This window comes from Arthrobacter sp. AIWTK1 (assembly GCF_056680535.1).
In genome coordinates this window covers 4,372,789-4,390,455 of the sequence record NZ_CM155287.1, presented here as the reverse complement: position 1 = coordinate 4,390,455, position 17,667 = coordinate 4,372,789, and the positions used below count along the sequence as shown (strand labels likewise).

Sequence of the window (17,667 nt, the reverse complement as noted above, 5' to 3'; positions counted from 1 at the left end):
GCCCTGCACCTTCCCCGTCGAAGGCCGGACTACTTCTTGGGCAGCCCCGCAGGGTTCAGCTCGGACTTCTGCACGGCCTCCGAACTGAGGCCCCAGCGGTCAAGGATCTTGGCGTAGCTGCCGTCTTCGATCAGGTGGTTCAGTCCTGCCTGGGCTGCGGCGGCGAAACCGTTGCCCTTCTTGGTGGTGGCCGCGATGCTGGCCTTCAGCGGCCAGCCGCCGTCCACCAGGCCAACCAGTTTGGTTTTGGCGTCGGAAGCCGCCTTGAATGCCGCCGTCGCGTTCGGCCCGAACGTCAGGTCCGCCCGTCCGGACTGGAGGGCGAGCGAGGAGGCGGAGTCGTCGTCGTAATACTGGAACTCCACCGCCGGGAGGCCGTTCTTCTTGTTCTCCTCATCCCAGCGCAGCAGGATGGACTCCTGGTTGGTCCCCGAACCCACAATCACGCGCTTGCCGGCGACATCCGGAGAAGATTCCACCTTCGCGACCGAGCTGTCGCTCTTCGCGTAGAAGCCGAGCTTGTCGTCACGGTAACTGGCGAAATCGAACTTGAGCTTCCGCTCCTCGGTCACCGTGACGTTGGACAGCACGGCCTCGTACTTCCCGGACTCGACGCCGAGGGGCCAGTCGGCCCAGGCGGTGGGAACGATGTCAGCTTCCAGACCCAGCGTCTGGGCCAGCGCGACGGCGATATCCACCTCATTGCCCACCGGCGTCTTGTTGTCCGTGGCATAGACGGCCAACGGTGCCGCGAACGGGCTGACGGCCACCGTCAGCTTGCCGTCCTTCTTGATTGCTTCCGGGACCAAAGCCGCGGCGGCCGGATCCACTTCAGCCTTCACGCGGTCCTGCTCCGGCGAAAGGTTGAACTGCTTGACGCCCGTGGACGACGTTGCCGGGGCGGACCCCGAAGCCGCAGAAGCCCCGGGGTCCGAGCACGCCGCCAGCCCCAGCAAAGTGGTGGCTGCCAGCGCGGCGGTGATGCCGGCTCTGAGTGAAAAACGGGCCATGGTTTCCCCTTGGAAATGTCGGATTTCGTGCTTGTGTCAGCAACTATCCGTTAGGGGGAAATGTCGGTCAAAGCGCCGTGAAACCCGGCGATACAAGGGGTAATCGGGGTTAATCCGACGTCCGCGGGCGTCACGGAACCTGCGGCCGTGACGCTGCGGCCGGGCCGAAGATGCCCCGCCGCCGCGGGGAAAGCCTGCCTACTCCGCGAGGGCCTTGATGACTTCCTTCGCCACGTCCTCGCTGGACTGCGGGTTCTGCCCGGTGATCAGGTTGCGGTCGCGGACCACGTTGGAGCCCCAGGCTGCGCCGTTCTCCACGATGGCGCCCTTTTCCTTGAGCACGTCCTCCACGAACCACGGCGTGTTGGGTCCGGTGCCGCCGTTGAGTTCCTCGTCGTCGGAGAAGACGGTGAGCCGGCGCCCCGCGAAGGCGAACTTCCCGTCGTCGTCAACGGCGCTGAGAAGGCCCGCCGGGCCGTGGCAGAACGGCGCGATGACCTTGCCGGTCCTGTCTGCCTCAGCCAGGATGCGACCCAGGTCGGCGTCCTGGTAGAGGTCCGCCATGGGGCCGTGGCCGCCCGGCATCACCACGGCGTCGTACCCGGAGGGGTCGACGTCGGCGAGCACCAGCGGCGCGGAAAGCTCGGCGTCGATCTTGGCGAGGTAGTCACGGAAGCTGTCCGCGCGGTCCTGGCCGCCGGCGGACTCGGCGGCGAGGCTGACCTCGTCCACGGTGGGCTTGGCGCCGCCGGGGGTCGCGATCCGGACGCTGTGTCCGGCGTCGAGCAGGGTCTGGTGCGAGACCACGAGCTCCTCGGCCCAGTAGCCGGTGGGGTGCTTGCTGCCGTCGCGCATGGTGAGGGAATCCGCGGCGGATACGACCATCAGGATGTTAGCCATGTTGTGCTCCTGTTCTGCCGGCCCATTCGGCCCGGCTCCTAAGGAGGCAACCCGCTAAGCATGCTGAGTATTCCTGCGGAGGGGGCCGCGACGTAAGCTTTGGTATGGCCGCATCGATGCTGAAGATGGTTTTGTCCGTTGCCACGGCGCTAGCACTGGCCCTGGCGGGCAGTGGTCCGGCGACGGCGGCGCCCCCGCGCACGTCCGATCGCGTGGGCATCGATGTCTCATGGCCGCAATGTGGAAAGACCCTTCCCGAGGGGCTGGCTTTCGCGGTTGTTGGCGTCAACAACGGACTAGCGAACGCCACGAATCCCTGCCTTGAGGATCAGCTGGACTGGGCCGAGTCCAGCATCAGGTATCCGCAGGCGACCAGCCAGCCGCGCGTAGCCCTCTACGTCAACACCGCCAACCCCGGCTTGGCCGGGTCCTGGTGGCCCACATCCAACTTCTACATGGGCACCATGGTGGACAACCCCTACGGGAAGTGCGGGGGCAAGAACGACAAAGCCTGCGCCTATGTGTACGGCTATGCGAAAGCCTACGACGACGCCGTATTACGCGGTGTCGATGACCCGGAGGACTACTTCTGGTGGCTGGACGTGGAGACCGAAAACAGCTGGCAGTCGGACACCGAAGCCAACCGGGCAGACCTGGAAGGTATGACCGCCTACTTCGAAAGCATCGGCGCCGACGTCGGGATCTATTCCACCGGCTACCAGTGGGGCAAGATTGCCGGAGCGGTCCCCTCCACCAGCAATTTGGCGGGACTTCCCAATTGGCTCGCAGGGGCGCGAACCTTAAAGGGCGCCAAGGCCAACTGCTCCCTGGAAGGGCTCACGCCGGGCAGCACGGTGGCAGTGACGCAGTATGTCTCCAACGGCCTCGACTACAACTACGCCTGTAGGTAGCTGCTACAACAATGCAAGACGAAATAGCACAAGTGAGCTAAAACGGGGCGGTCTCGCCGGAAACGGCGGCCCCGCTCCCGCGTGGCCGGTAGCGCGACTCCCGCGTGTCCGGCGCCACGGCGACGTGCAGAAATAACCGGGGCGCCGCCGTCGTTGTCGCCAGTGTGCCTGTTCCGCTACCGGAACGGCGACCGCAACGCTCCGCTACGAAAGGCCGGCTCCTCCGTGACTGTTCCGCTTTCCATCCTTGACCTGGCGACCATTGCTAAGGGCCAGACGGCGGCCGAGAGTTTCGCCGGCAGTGTGGCCATGGCGCAGCGGGCAGAGGAGCTGGGCTACCGCCGCGTCTGGTACGCGGAGCACCACAACATGTCCTCCATCGCGTCCTCGGCCACGAGCGTGCTGATCGCCCACATCGCGGCCAACACCAGCAGTATCAGGCTGGGCGCCGGCGGCGTGATGCTCCCAAACCACTCCCCGCTGACCATCGCCGAGCAGTTCGGCACGCTGGAGACGCTGCATCCGGGCCGCATCGACCTCGGACTGGGCCGTGCGCCCGGCAGCGACCAGAACACCATGCGCGCCCTCCGCCGCGACCCGATGTCGGCGGACAGCTTCCCGCAGGACGTGCTGGAACTGCAGGGCTACCTCACCGGCCCCACGCGCATCCAGGGCGTTGAAGCGACACCGGGCAAGGGCGCCAACGTGCCGCTGTACATCCTGGGGTCCTCGCTTTTCGGGGCCCGGCTCGCAGCACAGCTTGGACTGCCGTACGCCTTCGCCTCGCACTTCGCTCCCAATGCCCTGCAGGACGCCGTGGCCATCTACCGCCGGGAATTCAAGCCCTCGGCCCAGCTGGACGCGCCGCACGTGATTGCGGGCGTCAACGTGATTGCGGCCGATACCGCCTCCGGGGCCCAGGAGATGTTCCAGGCCACCAAGCGCGCCCGCGTGTCCCTGTTCTTTGGCAACGGCAGGGTGTTCACCGACGACGAGGCGGACATGATCCTCGACTCGCCGCAGGGCCAGCACGTGGCCCAGATGATGAAGTACTCGGCCGTCGGGACCCCGGACGTGGTGATGGACTACCTGGACGAGTTCACCTCCCACGCCGATGCGGACGAACTGATCGTTGCCCACCAGAGCAACGGAACCGAGGCCCGGCTGCGGTCCGTGGAACTCCTCGCCATGGCTGCGGGGCTGGTCCGCGCCTAGGGGCACCCTCCCGCCCTGGTGTTGCGGGACGGCCCGGATGGTACCGATGTGACAACTGCGGCCCGCACGGAGTCTAATAAGGGCATGACTGATGAGCCGGACGTACGCCGTGCCCTGGTCATTGAGGACGACGACGATATCCGCGGCCTCCTCGTCCACATTCTCACCAAGCAGGGCTTCCAGGTGTCCGCCGTGTCATCCGGACGGGCCGGCGTCGAGCTGATGCAGCGCGACGGCGCGGAACTGGTGACGCTGGACCTGAACCTGCCGGACATCGACGGCGTTCAGGTCTGCCGCGAACTGCGCCGGTTTTCCGACGCCTACATCCTGATGATCACCGCCCGCGGCGAGGAACTGGACCGCCTCACCGGGCTGGACACCGGTGCGGACGACTACATCACCAAGCCCTTCAGCCCCCGGGAGCTCGCGTCCCGGATCACCGCACTGTTCCGCAGGCCGCGAGCCAGCGCCGTCCATGAAGCCGCAGCCCGGGACGAACTGCGCCGGGCCGTGGAGGTCCAGCGCAGCCTGCTCCCGGCGGAAGGCATGTCCCTTGACGGCTTTGACATCGCCGGATCCTTCCGGCCTTCCCGCAATGTTGGCGGCGACTTCTTCGATTGGTACCCGAGCGAGGGCGGCCTGCAGCTCACCCTGGCCGATGCCATGGGCAAAGGCATGGGGGCCGCACTGATTGCTGCAACCGTCCGTGCCGTCATGCGTTCAGTGGCCCACCGGACGCCGCTGAGTGAGGCCTTCAGCTCGGCCGGCCGGATCCTCGAAGCGGACCTCGAACAGTCCGCATCCTTCGTGACCCTTTTCCACGCACGGCTTGATGCGGCCACCGGAATCCTGGACTACCTGGACGCCGGCCACGGCCTTGCGCTGCACATCAAAGCGGACGGAAGCTGCTCACGGCTGCTCACCGGAGGCCCTCCGGTGGGAGCATGGCCTGACCAGGAATGGGATGCGCACCGGGTTTCGCTGGAGTCGGGCGACTGCCTCGCTGTAGTCAGCGACGGACTGCTGGATGTCTATCCCGACGTCGAGGTCCTGACGGCCGTCGTGGCCGGAACCGTTTCCGGAAGCGCCAGCGCCCAAGCGGCCTGCGACGCCGTCCTGGAGCTGGCCTCGGGCCGCGACGTTTCCGACGACGCCACTGTGGTGGTGCTGAAACGGGCACGGGGATAGCTGCCCCGCCCCGTCCCCAAATCGACGGCGGAGCACACGTTACATTCCCGCAATGACAGGGATATTCTGGTGTAACCACGGCATCGGAGACTGGGGGTATGTCCCTCGCCGGACTTCTCTCACGCATCATTGGGGATTATCCGAAGGACGTCGCCTGTGCCTACTCCGCTCAATCAGTCCGTGGCCGATTCTGCCCTTCTGACCCGGTCCCTGCCGCTCGGCCTGCTCCGCGCTTTTGTGCAGTCGGATGCCGCCGACGACGGTCTCACGCCACACCTGCTGGCTGAACTCAAGATCCTGGCCCGCACGCCCGGGCTGCTGGTGGCCTGTAACTACGGCGGAACGCTCTGCGACGCGGAGGGGATCTCCACCGAAACCCTGCCGCTGGGCAGCGCCGCAATTGCGCTGCGCGCCCTGGCCGCACTGCCCAACACCCACGCGGCCGTCATTTCCGGCCGGTCGCTGCGGGACCTGGCGGCAGTTTCCAGGCTCCCGGCGGAGGTGCACCTGGTGGGGTCCCACGGTGCCGAGTTCGACATGGGCTTCGCCCACGGCCTGTCCCTTGCCACCGAATCGGTCCTGCAGCAGGCAAGCCAGGCGCTTGTTGAAACGATCGGTGCCTACAAGGGGATCAGCATCGAGCGCAAGCCCGTAGCGGTGTCCGTGCACACCCGGCCGGCCTCACCTGCGATTGTTGCCAAGGTGCTGGAGAAGGCCGAGGAAGTGGCCCGCGCCCACGGCCTGTTCTACATCGTGGACGGCTCCGTGCTGGACCTCTCCGTGGTGGAACCGTCCAAGGCGGACGCCCTGGAGCATCTGCGTGCCCGCCTGGGCGTGAGTGCCGCCCTCTATGCCGGCGACGCCTCCAGCGACGAACTGGCCATGGCCACCCTCCGCGGCCCCGACATGGGCATCAAGGTGGGGGAGGGACCCACCGGGGCAGCCCACCGCCTCCGCGATCCGGAATCCTTTGCCCGGGTCCTGGCCATCCTGTTCGAACTGCGCCGCGCCTGGCTCTTCGGGGAGGACGCCGTTGGACTGGAGCGCCACTCCATGATCGGCAACGGCTCATCCACTGCCCTGATCACCCCCGAGGCCAAGGTGTGCTGGATGAGCCACCCGCTGCCGGACTCCGGGTCCCTGTTCGCCCACATCCTGGGCGGCGACGCCGCGGGCCACTTCTCGGTGGAACCGGTCAAGGCGTCCCAGGTGCTGGGGCAGCGCTATGTGGACAGCACCATGATCGTGGAAACCCGCTGGGCCGATGTCACCGTGACGGACTACCTCGAGCCTGCCCCGGAGGGGATCACCAGCCTGGTCCGGGTGCTGTCCGGCAGCGGCGCGGCCCGGATCGTCTTCGCGCCCCGGCCGGACTACGCCAACGCCCCGTTCAGCATGGAGGCCCGCGGCGAGGAGGTGCACGTGGTGGGCACGTCCGATCCGATCATCCTGCTGGCTCCCGGCGTCAGCTTCTCCATCACCTCGGACGGCCGCCATGCCACGGCCACCGCTGACGTCAACCTGCGGAACGGCCCCGTGGTGCTCAACCTGCGCTGCGGTGACACCGAGCCCAGCCACACCGGGGTGGGCGGCGAAACCGAGCGTCGCGCCGCCGTCGCGCACCACTCCCGGCGGTGGGTCCAGGACCTGGACCTGCCGGGCGTCAAGCCGTCGCTGGTGCGCCGCTCGGCGCTGGTGCTCCGCGCGCTGGTGCACGAACCCACCGGCGCCGTCCTGGCAGCCCCCACCACCTCGCTGCCCGAAGGAATCGGCGGCACCCGGAACTGGGACTACCGCTACTGCTGGCTGCGGGACGGCTCCATGACCGTCAACGCGCTCGTGGACCTGGGTTCCACCACGGAGGCGTACGGATTCCTGCGCTGGCTGGGCCGCATCGTGGACAACGCGCCCGGGCCTGAATGGCTGCACCCGCTGTACTCGGTTACGGGGGCGCCGCTGTCCACGGAGGCCATCATCGAAAGCCTGCCCGGCTATGCGGGATCACGCCCCGTCAGGATCGGCAACGCCGCGGACCACCAGGTGCAGCTGGACGTTTTCGGGCCCATCGCGGAGCTGATCTGCGCAGTGAGCGAGCGGGAGGGCGCTCTGGAGGATTCGCACTGGGAGCTGATGGTCCAGATGGCCTCCGCCGTGATGGCCCGCTGGCATGAGGCCGATCACGGGATCTGGGAAGCGCGCCGCGCACCCCGGCACCACGTCTACACCAAGGTGATGTGCTGGGTGACTCTGGACCGGGCGCTCCGCACCGCTGCCCGGCACGGCAGGGCGCCGGAGCCCGCATGGGCGCCCACCGCCGAAACAATACGCGAGGAGGTCCTCCGCGAGGGCTGGGATGAGGGCGCCGCGTCCTACACGGTGGCCTACGACAGTCCCGACCTCGACGCCGCCGTGCTGCACATCGGCCTGTCCGGGCTGCTGGACGTGAACGACCAGCGGTTCCTGGACACCGTCACGGCCGTGGAACGGGATCTTCGGGTGGGACCCACCGTTTTCCGGTACAGGTACGACGACGGCCTGCCGGGTTTGGAGGGCGGCTTCCACATCTGCACCACCTGGCTGATCGAGGCCTATGTGGCGGTGGGCCGGATCGAGGAGGCCTGGGACCTGTTCGACCAGCTGGTGAACCTGTTCGGCCCCACCGGCCTGCTGCCCGAAGAGTACGATCCCGGTACCGAAACGCACCTGGGAAACCATCCGCAGGCGTACTCCCACCTGGGCTTCATCCGCTGTGCCCGGATCCTGGACCAGCACCAGAAGACCTAGGTGAGGAGCAGGGCCACGCAGATCATGGCCGGTACTGCCACGACCGTGGTGATCAACACTGTGTCCTTGGCCACGGTGATGCCTGTTCGGTAGCGGCTGGCCGCGACGAAAACATTCTGGGCGGTGGGCAATGCAGACGTCACCACGACGGCGAACAGGGCCTGCCCCTCCATGCCGATCAGCCGTGCCACCAGATAGGCGATGGCCGGATGGACCACGAGTTTGAATGCGCTGGCGAGGACCGTGTCGATGCGGCGGCCGGCGGCTGCATGCAAGGGCCGGGAGCCGTTCAGGCTCATGCCGAACGCGATCAGCATGGCCGGGATGGCCGCCCCTCCGATCAGGTGGATCGGCTGCATGACCAGCTCCGGCACCTGCCAGTGCGTTCCCGCGACCACCAGGCCCAGTGCGGAGCCCACAATCATCGGGTTCTTGAGGATCATCAGCGCAAAGCCGGCAGGGGTGGTCCGGTGGGCGCTGGTGGTGGCATCCAGGGCCATCAGGAACAGCGGGGTAAAGAACGCCAGCTGGAAGATCAGCAAAGGTGCCACGTAACTGGCGTCGCCGAGGACGTACACCGCGATGGGAATACCCAGGTTGGCCGAGTTCGCCAGGGACGCACTCATGGACGACATCAGCGATTCCGGGACGGTCCGTTTCAGCAGGAACCGGACGATCACAAAGAAGATTGCTGCCGTGATCATCGCGCCGGCGGCGGTCACCAGCAGGGGAGCGGCAAAGACGTCGTGGAGTTTGGCCTTGCTAAGGGTCTCGAAAAGGAGCGCCGGGCTGGCCACGAAGAACGTCAGCGAGCTGAGCACGGGCCGGGCGTGTTCTCCCAGAATCTTCCGGCGGCCCACGAACATGCCCACCAGAATGATGGACCACACTACGAAGAAGCCCGCGAGAACGCCTAGCACCCGGATGTCCCTGACAGGTTCCCCGGCAGGCCGGGCGGGAGGGGGGTGGCGTTCACCATCCCAGCCTAATCAGATTTATTCAGCCCGCAGCCGGAGTGTGGGAAGGATCTCGGTATCCGGACGGGGCTGTTCCGGAGGGGATGCCTAGTTCAGGGCGGAGTTGTTGAGGGCGAACGGCGGCCGCATCAGGCCGCGGGTGTGCCCCTCGGCGGGGTCGTTGCCGATCTGGACGATCTTGTTGTCCTTGTCCACGTGGACCACCTTGGGCGTGTAGGCCCTGGCTTCTTCGGTGGTCATCTCGGCATAGGTGATCAGGATGACGATGTCATTTTCGTGCATTAGGTGCGCAGCCGCGCCGTTGATGCCGATAACGCCCGAACCGCGTTCGCCGGCGATGGTGTACGTCTCCAGCCGGGCGCCGTTGGTGACGTCAACGATCGCCACGAGCTCCCCGGGAAGAATGTCCGCAGCCTCCAGCAGGTCCAGGTCAACGGTGACCGACCCCACGTAGTGCAGATCGGCATGCGTGACAGTGGCCCGGTGGATTTTGGACTTAAACATTGTGCGATTCATAACGTGCCCAGTCTAACGCCCGGCGCACTTTCGCGCTGTGACGCAGGGAACTTCCCACCAACCCGCGGGGCGTCCACCAGATTGTTTTTCCTGGGGATTATGCCGATTTTGCCTCCGGCGGGACCGGGCCCGCGGGGGCAATCGAATCGGCTGTAACTGCCAGCACCTCGCGGGCGGCGAGGATGGCGGGCCGCTTGGCGCTGGACCGCCGAACGGACGTGAAGACGGTCCGGTGCGGGTTGCCGGGCAGCAGCAGCAGCTGCGCCGACGTTTCCCGGCCGGTCCAGACAAGGTCGGGCATCAGGCCGACGGCGTTGCCGGACTCGATCAGCCGGATCTGCGCCTGCAGGTCCGCGGTTTCGTACCGGACGTCGGGCTCGAAGCCGGCGCTGCGGCACGCCTGCTCAGCCCAGTGGCGGGATGCCGCACCCCGCGGCTCCATCACCCAGGCAAGGTCCGCCGTGTCTTCGAGTGACCGGATGGGCTGCAGGCCCTTGTCCGGTCCGGGGACGGCCAGCCGGATGGCGTCTCCGGTCAGCCGGATCCGGTCCAGTTCCGCGTACCGCGGGGCGGCGTGGCCCGGATATTGCTCGGCGATCACCAGGTCAAAGTCCCGGGCCCACGTTTCATGCAACGCCGTTTCCGGTTCGCGCTGCACCATCTCGATCCTGACTTCGGGATACGTGGACGCCATCCGGGTCAGCATCCCCGGCATTAGGGCGAGGGCGGCGGACTGGAAGACGGCGATCCGGACGGTCCCGGACACGGTGGTGAGGCTTGCGGCCAGATCGGCCTCGGCCTGTTCCAGCGTTTCGAGCAGGTGAGCGGTGTGCGCCACCAGGACTTCAGCCTGCGGGGTGAGCTGGACCCGCCGTCCGGTCTTGCGCAGCAGCTGCACCCCGGCCTCCTTCTCCAGCAGCGCCAGCTGCTGGGAAACCGAGGATGGGCTGTACTGGAGGGCGTCCGCCACCTCGGCCAGGGTTCCACGGATTTTGAGCTCACGGAGCAGCCTCAATCGCCTGACATCAAGCATGGCCGTTCCTTCGCTAAATCTAATGAATATTAATTAGGAGAATTCACTTTATCTAATGCAACCGGGCTTGCATACTAAACAGACTGAGTAACCCCCATCACAGGGCGGATTGATGGGTCCACATCTATGCAGGAGTCCCTGATGAGAACAAAAGATTTATCCCAGTCGATCATGCGGCGTAAGCCGATTGACGACATCGAAGAAGAAAACAAACACAGCGGGTTGATGAAAAGCCTGGGCCTATGGCAGCTGACAGCCATCGGCGTCGGCGGCATCATCGGCGTCGGCATCTTTTCCCTGGCGGGCCTCGTCGCCCACGGGAGCGAGAGCGAGCCGGGCGTGGGCCCTGCCGTACTGTTTTCCTTCCTGATTGCGGGCCTCGCCTCGGCGGCCGCCGCATTGTCTTATGCGGAATTTGCCGGCATGATTCCCCGCGCAGGCTCGGCCTACACCTACGGCTATGTGGCCCTTGGCGAAGTGATCGGCTGGTTCATCGGCTGGGACCTGCTCCTCGAATACATCGCAATTGTGGCCGTGGTGGCCATTGGTATTTCCGGCTACTTCGATGCCTTCCTTTCCGGCATCGGCGTCCACATGCCCGTCTGGATGACGTCAACCCCGGACGAGGGCAAGGGCGGAATCGTCAACATCCCCGCCATTGTTGTCTGCCTCATCGTGACCTGGATCCTTTCCCGGGGAACCCGGGCGTTCGGCCGGTTTGAGCTGGTGGCAGTGGCCATCAAGGTTGTCCTGATCCTGTTCATTATTGGCCTGGGCATCTTCTACATCGACACGAACAATTACAACCCGTTCATGCCAAGCGGGTTCGGCCCCGTGCTGGCTGGTTCGGCCACTGTGTTCTTCGCGGTGTTCGGGTACGACGCCATGAGTACCGCGGCCGAGGAAGCCACCGACGGCAAGAAGCACATGCCGAAGGCGATTATCCTGTCGCTCATCATCGCCATGCTCCTCTACGTGGCAGCCACCCTGGTCCTCACCGGCATGCAGAACTACAAGGACATCGATCCCAAGGCCGGCTTCGCCTCCGCGTTTAGCGGCGTCGGCCTGCCTGTCATTGCCACCATCATCTCCGTGTTCGCGGTGCTGTCGATCCTCACCGTGATGCTGACCTTCCTCCTCGGTGTCACCCGCGTCTGGTTCTCCATGAGCCGCGACGGCCTGCTCCCGGGCTGGTTCGCCAAGACGGACCATCACGGAACCCCTCAGCGGGTGACCTGGATTGCCGGCGTCGCGTCGGCCCTGCTGGCAGGAGTCTTCCCGATCAAGGCCGTCGCAGACCTGACGAATATCGGCATCCTGGCCGCGTTCGTAGTGGTTTGCTTCTCGGTGATCGTCTTCCGCTACAAGAAGCCCGACGCTCCCCGCGCCTTCCGCCTGCCGTTCATGCCGGTCATCCCTGCATTCGGTGTGCTGGCCTCGGCCTTCCTGATGTTCCAGCTGCACTGGGAGACGTGGCTCCGCTTCGGCGTTTGGCTGGTGGTTGGGCTGGTCATTTACTTCGGCTACGGCCGCAAGCATTCGCTGATGAACCCGGACAGCCCCAGGCACGAAGAGGCCGTGGAGATGCACCGCCCCCTGGCGTAGCCACCCAATGCTCTCTCACTTCCTGCGGCAAATAACTGGACGCTCTCTCAGGTCCGGTGCCTTACCGACGAACCCTCTCTCACTCCGGTGGGAGGGGGTTCGTCGTTTCCGGCCGGAAGTGAGGGATCTTCGGCCGAAAGGGGGCCGGACGTGAGAGAGCGTCGGGGAAAAGGGGGCCGGAAGTGAGAGAGCGTCGGGGTGGTGTCCGAACGTTCGGGCTGGGCTCCAAATCATTGGCTTTTCTAACCTGTATTGCTCAGAAAACGTCGCTTTATCTTAAGTGACGGGAGGATCATACTGATGGAAAGAAGGTCCTCACCTACGGAAAGAACGAGTGTTAGCCATGACCCACATTTCGACGGAGCCCGGTGTCCGCACCGGAAAGACGGTCACCGAATCGGCCCCTAAGGGCGGTTCGCACGTACCTGAGGCCCAGGCCGTGGCCGGGGAAGCCATCGCTCTGGTGCGCCACTGGCTGACGGAAGCCGCCAAGGTGCCCGTGGACTCATCCGCTGAACAGCTCGCCGGTGTCCTGAAGGACCCGAACGGCCTCGACTTCACGGTGGGCTTCGTCGACGGCGTGGTCCGCCCCGAGGACCTGCACGTCGCCGCCCGCAACCTGGCAGCCCTTGCGCCGAAGGTTCCCGCGTTCCTGCCCTGGTACATGCGCAGCGCCGTCCGCCTTGGCGGCACCATGGCCCCCGTCCTGCCGCAGGTTGTCATCCCTGCGGCCCGGAAGGTGCTCCGCGAGATGGTGGGCCACCTGATCGTCGATGCCACGGACGCCAAGCTGGGTCCGGCCATCGCCAAGATCCGCAAGGACGGCATCAAGCTCAACGTCAACCTCCTCGGCGAAGCGGTGCTGGGTGAGCACGAGGCTTCCCGCCGGCTCGAGGGAACACACACCCTGCTGGCCCGCCCCGACGTGGACTACGTGTCCATCAAGGTCTCCTCCACCGTCGCGCCGCACTCCGCCTGGGCGTTTGACGAGGCCGTGGAACACGTCGTCGAAAAGCTCACTCCCCTCTTCACCCGCGCCGCTTCCTTTGCCGCCGGCGGACAGAAGGCCAAGTTCATCAACCTGGACATGGAGGAGTACAAGGACCTGGACATGACCATCGCGGTCTTCACCCGGATCCTGGACAAGCCAGAATTCAAGAACCTCGAGGCCGGCATCGTGCTCCAGGCCTACCTCCCGGACGCCCTCGCCGCCATGATCCGGCTGCAGGACTGGGCCGCCGCCCGCCGCGCCGACGGCGGAGCCGCCATCAAGGTCCGCGTGGTCAAGGGCGCCAACCTGCCCATGGAACAGGTCGAGTCCTCGCTCCACGACTGGCCGCTGGCCACCTGGGGCACCAAGCAGGACTCGGACACCAACTACAAACGCGTCATCAACTACGCACTGCACCCGGAACGGATCAAGAACATCCGGATCGGCGTCGCAGGCCACAACCTTTTCGACATCGCCTTTGCCTGGCTTCTCGCCAAGCAGCGCGGCATCGCGGATACCGCACAGCAGAGCATCGAATTCGAGATGCTGCTGGGCATGGCGCAGGGCCAGGCCGAAGCCGTCAAGAAGGACGTCGGTTCGCTGCTGCTCTACACCCCCGTGGTGCACCCGGCCGAGTTCGACGTGGCCATCGCCTATCTGATCCGCCGCCTCGAAGAAGGCGCCAGCCAAGACAACTTCATGTCCGCCGTCTTCGAGCTCAGCGAAAACGAGGTGCTCTTTGAGCGCGAGAAGCAGCGCTTCCTCGCCTCCCTGGCAGAGCTCGACGACGAAGTTCCCGGCCCCAACCGCCGGCAGAACCGCAGCCTCCCGGCCGAGCCGATGCCGCATGACTCCTTCGAGAACACCCCCGACACGGACCCCTCCCTGCCCGCCAACCGTGACTGGGGCCGGGCTATCCTGGACCGCGTCCCGTTCTCCACGCTGGGCAACGCCTCCGTGGAAGCTGCCACCATCACCGACGCTGAAACGCTCAACACGGTGATCGCCACCGCCGTCGAAAAGGGCAAGGCCTGGGGCGCCCTCAGCGGTGCCGAGCGCGCCGCCGTCCTGCACCGCGCCGGCGACATCCTGGAGGCCCGCCGCGCGGACCTGCTCGAGGTCATGGCCAGCGAAACTGGCAAGACCATCGACCAGGGTGATCCCGAGGTCAGCGAAGCAGTGGACTTCGCCCACTACTACGCCGAGTCCGCCCGCAAGCTCGACGACGTCGACGGCGCCACGTTCGTGCCCGCGAAGCTCACCGTGGTGACCCCGCCGTGGAACTTCCCGGTGGCCATCCCGGCCGGCTCCACCCTCGCGGCGCTCGCCGCCGGCTCCGCCGTCGTGATCAAGCCCGCCAAGCAGGCCCGCCGCAGCGGTGCCGTGATGATCGAGGCGCTCTGGGAAGCCGGCGTGCCCCGCGACGTCCTGACCATGGTCCAGCTGGGGGAGCGTGAGCTCGGCCAGCAGCTGATCTCCCACCCGTCCGTGGACCGTGTGATCCTGACCGGAGGCTACGAGACCGCCGAACTGTTCCGCTCCTTCCGCAAGGACCTGCCGCTCCTGGCCGAAACCAGCGGCAAGAACGCCATCATCGTTACCTCCAGCGCCGACCTTGACCTCGCCGCCAAGGACGTGGCCTACTCCGCCTTCGGCCATGCCGGGCAGAAGTGCTCCGCCGCCTCACTGGTGATCCTGGTGGGCTCCGTGGCCACCTCCAAGCGGTTCCACAACCAGCTGATCGACGCCGTCACCTCACTCAAGGTGGGCTACCCCGAGGACCCCGCCAGCCAGATGGGTCCGATCATCGAACCCGCCAACGGCAAGCTCCTCAATGCACTCACCACCCTTGGTGAAGGCGAAAACTGGGCGGTCAAACCGCGGAAGCTCGACGACACCGGCCGGCTCTGGAGCCCCGGTATCCGTTACGGCGTGCGCCGCGGATCGTACTTCCACCTCACCGAGTTCTTCGGACCGGTGCTCGGCGTCATGACCGCGGACACCCTGGAAGACGCCATCGCCATCCAGAACCAGGTGGAGTACGGCCTGACAGCCGGCCTGCACTCACTCAGCACTGAAGAGGTGGGCGTATGGCTGGACACCGTCCAGGCCGGCAACCTCTACGTGAACCGCGGCATCACCGGCGCCATCGTGCAGCGCCAGCCGTTCGGCGGTTGGAAGAAGTCCGCCGTCGGTGCAGGAACCAAAGCGGGCGGACCCAACTACCTCGCCGGACTCGGCGACTGGGTCAGCAAAGCCAGCACGGCCGGCGGCCCCGGTGAAAGCCCCAAGACGGCTGTGACCCACGCCGGCGTCCGCCGTCTGGCGGGTGCCGCGAAGGACGCACTCGATGCTGCCGCCTTCGAAGCCCTGCAGCGGGCCCTGGCCTCCGACGCCCTTGCCTGGGCCGATGAGTTCGGCACCGCCAAGGATGTCTCCGGACTCAGCGCGGAGCGGAACATCTTCCGCTACCGCTCCCTGCCGGTAACGGTCCGGCTCTCCGAGGGCGAACCGGTCGCCACCCTGGTCAGGACGGTAGCCGCCGGTGTCCTGGCGGGTTCGGCACTGACGGTCTCCACCGCCGTCGAACTCCCCGCTCCGCTGAAGGCGGCGCTCGCCGCCCTGGACATCACCGCCACGGTGGAGGACGACGCCGCGTGGCTGGCCTCCGCCGCGAAGCTCGCGGACGCCGGAAAGCTGTCCGGCGGCCGGATCCGGCTCCTTGGCGGCGACGCGACGGCGCTGGCTGAAGCTACCGGCGGACGCCCGGACCTGGCCATCTACGCCCACCCGGTCACCGAAGCCGGCCGTGTGGAACTGCTGCCCTTCCTGCACGAGCAGGCAGTCAGCATCACCGCACACCGCTTCGGCACGCCCAACCACCTCTCGGACAGCCTGATCTAAGAGGCTCCGCGTCCCGCCCGCGGGGCGGGACGCGGCCACCGAGTTACCTCCCACAAAGCAATCGCCGCCGGCAGGTACCCGAGGGTGCCTGCCGGCGGCGATGTCTATTTGCGGCGATGTCGGTTGACGGAGCTAGCCCAGGTACCAACCGGGCGGCACCCACGAGGCCGGGACCGAGTGTGCCGAGAATTCTTCGCATCCAGTGCAGAAATACGTGACTTCACCCGGCTTCCGGACAGTGCCGTCGTGCCGGAACGTGGCCGGGACAAACGTCTCCAGGTAAATGAATTCATCTGTCCCGCAGCTTTCGCAGTAGGGGCTGCCTACAAACTCAGTGTCCACCAGGGTGGCGGCGGGGTGCGGTTCGCGCTGACTGACTAGGTCGGCGTGTGGGCTCGTTTCGTGATGCACCGGCGTGTTGCGGTGTGTCCCAACGGTCAGCGGGCGTACCGTTTTGTGGGAGTGGACTGAATTTGAGACTGAAAGTTGCGGGTGGTTCGTGGTTGGCGTCATCGCATGCCTATCCCGAACTTAGTCCGTCAGGCGCCCCCAAGGCAGCGGCGGCGGACACGGTTCGTCATCGAATCGTTGTCATTGGCTTCTGCTTAACCTCTAACAAAATTCAGCATAATTTACGCACGTAATATCTTCAATCACTTACGTGGAATAACCACCCGCCCGGGGCCAACTACCTACTTACTTAATTAGTTGCAGTGCCCTGACGCGGGCGAGTGCTAACTGCTATGCGGAGCGCTTGAGCGTGCGCCCAACAATTGCCTGAGTGAGTGCTTCGATCACTTCGGCATTGGCCAGCGGGTTGCGGATGAGGGTGAAGTCGACGTCTCCCACGGGTGGCAGGTCAAAGCGGCGGGTGATGATCTTGAGGTCATCCGGGACCAGCGAGGACGGCATCACGGCGACCCCGATGCCGGCTCTTACTGCCGCCAGGACTCCGCTGATCTGCCGGGTGGTGCACGTAATGCGCCAGGTCCGGCCCCGGGATTCGAGGGCGTCGATGGCAAGCTTCCGGCTGAGGCTGGGCGACGGGTAGGCGATCAGCGGTACAGGGTCCCCCGGCTCCAGCACAGTCTGCTCCAAGCCCACCCAGGCGAAGGCGTCGTGCTGGACCACGGTGCCGTCCTTGGCCCCGGCGACCCATTTCACGAACACGAGGTCCAGCTGGCCGGCGTTCAATTTCCGGTAGAGCTGGTCGCTCTGGCCCACGGTGAGTTCCAGGTTGATCTGGGGGTAGATCTGGCGGAACTCCCGGAGGATGCGCGGGAGCCCAGTGATCGCGAGGTCGTCCGCCGTCCCGAAGCGCAGCCGGCCGCGCATCGCGGACCCGGAGAAATAGCGGGACGCCGCATCGTGGGCGGCCAGGATGGTCCGCGCGAAACCTGCCATGGCATCGCCATTATCCGTCAGCCGCACGTCCCTGGTATCCCGTGCAATCAGGACCCTTTTGGCCGCGGCCTCCAGCTTGCGAACATGCTGGCTGACGGTGGGCTGGGCCAGGCCGAGCCGTTCCGCCGCCTTGGTAAAGCTGAGGGTCTCGGCAACCGCCAGGAAGGAGCGGAGCTGGGCGGGTTCAAACATGGCACTCCTGGGATAACGGGCGGCGTGCCGGGTGGCG

At 66.0% G+C, this 17,667-nt stretch carries 12 protein-coding genes; 6 read left to right on the top strand and 6 right to left on the bottom strand.

Annotated features, from left to right (window positions below):
* Positions 1 to 29: 29 nt before the first annotated feature.
* Both AC1MDG_RS20140 and AC1MDG_RS20135 read right to left on the bottom strand, forming a co-directional pair.
* The gene (locus AC1MDG_RS20140; protein WP_479806378.1) at positions 30 to 1,010 is read right to left on the bottom strand and encodes an ABC transporter substrate-binding protein; all 981 of its coding nucleotides are present in this window, start codon (positions 1,008 to 1,010) and stop codon (positions 30 to 32) included.
* A 198-nt stretch (positions 1,011 to 1,208) separates the two neighbouring features.
* Positions 1,209 to 1,910, bottom strand: a complete 702-nt coding sequence (locus AC1MDG_RS20135; RefSeq protein WP_479806376.1) for a type 1 glutamine amidotransferase domain-containing protein — start codon at positions 1,908 to 1,910, stop codon at positions 1,209 to 1,211.
* 104 nt (positions 1,911 to 2,014) lie between these two features.
* Between AC1MDG_RS20135 and AC1MDG_RS20130 the strand changes: the two genes are divergently transcribed.
* From AC1MDG_RS20130 to AC1MDG_RS20115, 4 genes are all read left to right on the top strand, one after another.
* Positions 2,015 to 2,821, top strand: a complete 807-nt coding sequence (locus AC1MDG_RS20130) for a glycoside hydrolase family 25 domain-containing protein (protein WP_479806374.1) — start codon at positions 2,015 to 2,017, stop codon at positions 2,819 to 2,821.
* A gap of 225 nt (positions 2,822 to 3,046) precedes the next feature.
* Entirely contained in the window at positions 3,047 to 4,036 is a 990-nt protein-coding gene (locus AC1MDG_RS20125) for an LLM class flavin-dependent oxidoreductase (protein WP_479806372.1), read from the top strand.
* Positions 4,037 to 4,120: 84 nt separating this feature from the next.
* Entirely contained in the window at positions 4,121 to 5,224 is a 1,104-nt protein-coding gene (locus AC1MDG_RS20120; protein WP_479806369.1) for a PP2C family protein-serine/threonine phosphatase, read from the top strand.
* 156 nt (positions 5,225 to 5,380) lie between these two features.
* On the top strand, positions 5,381 to 8,008 hold the full coding sequence (locus AC1MDG_RS20115) for a trehalase-like domain-containing protein (RefSeq protein ID WP_479806367.1): 2,628 nt from the start codon (positions 5,381 to 5,383) through the stop codon (positions 8,006 to 8,008).
* On the opposite strand, the gene AC1MDG_RS20110 is transcribed toward AC1MDG_RS20115, so the two are convergent.
* The 3 genes from AC1MDG_RS20110 to AC1MDG_RS20100 all read right to left on the bottom strand — a co-directional run bounded on the left by AC1MDG_RS20110 (position 8,005) and on the right by AC1MDG_RS20100 (position 10,534).
* Positions 8,005 to 8,928, bottom strand: a complete 924-nt coding sequence (locus AC1MDG_RS20110; RefSeq protein WP_479806365.1) for an AEC family transporter — start codon at positions 8,926 to 8,928, stop codon at positions 8,005 to 8,007. The genes AC1MDG_RS20115 and AC1MDG_RS20110 overlap by 4 nt on opposite strands.
* A gap of 144 nt (positions 8,929 to 9,072) precedes the next feature.
* On the bottom strand, positions 9,073 to 9,501 hold the full coding sequence (panD, locus tag AC1MDG_RS20105; RefSeq protein ID WP_200891066.1) for an aspartate 1-decarboxylase: 429 nt from the start codon (positions 9,499 to 9,501) through the stop codon (positions 9,073 to 9,075).
* Between the two features lie 97 nt (positions 9,502 to 9,598).
* Entirely contained in the window at positions 9,599 to 10,534 is a 936-nt protein-coding gene (locus AC1MDG_RS20100) for a LysR family transcriptional regulator (protein WP_043485245.1), read from the bottom strand.
* Positions 10,535 to 10,675: 141 nt separating this feature from the next.
* On the opposite strand from AC1MDG_RS20100, the gene AC1MDG_RS20095 reads away from it, so the two are divergent.
* Together AC1MDG_RS20095 and AC1MDG_RS20090 are read left to right on the top strand one after the other, a co-directional pair.
* Positions 10,676 to 12,139, top strand: a complete 1,464-nt coding sequence (locus AC1MDG_RS20095) for an amino acid permease (protein ID WP_479806362.1) — start codon at positions 10,676 to 10,678, stop codon at positions 12,137 to 12,139.
* A 343-nt stretch (positions 12,140 to 12,482) separates the two neighbouring features.
* Positions 12,483 to 16,034 (top strand): bifunctional proline dehydrogenase/L-glutamate gamma-semialdehyde dehydrogenase, encoded by a 3,552-nt coding sequence (locus tag AC1MDG_RS20090; RefSeq protein WP_479806360.1) that lies wholly within the window; start codon positions 12,483 to 12,485, stop codon positions 16,032 to 16,034.
* Between the two features lie 741 nt (positions 16,035 to 16,775).
* Here the strand turns inward: AC1MDG_RS20090 and AC1MDG_RS20085 are convergent.
* Positions 16,776 to 17,630, bottom strand: coding sequence for a LysR substrate-binding domain-containing protein (locus AC1MDG_RS20085; RefSeq protein WP_479806358.1), 855 nt, complete (start codon positions 17,628 to 17,630; stop codon positions 16,776 to 16,778).
* Positions 17,631 to 17,667 lie beyond the last annotated feature (37 nt).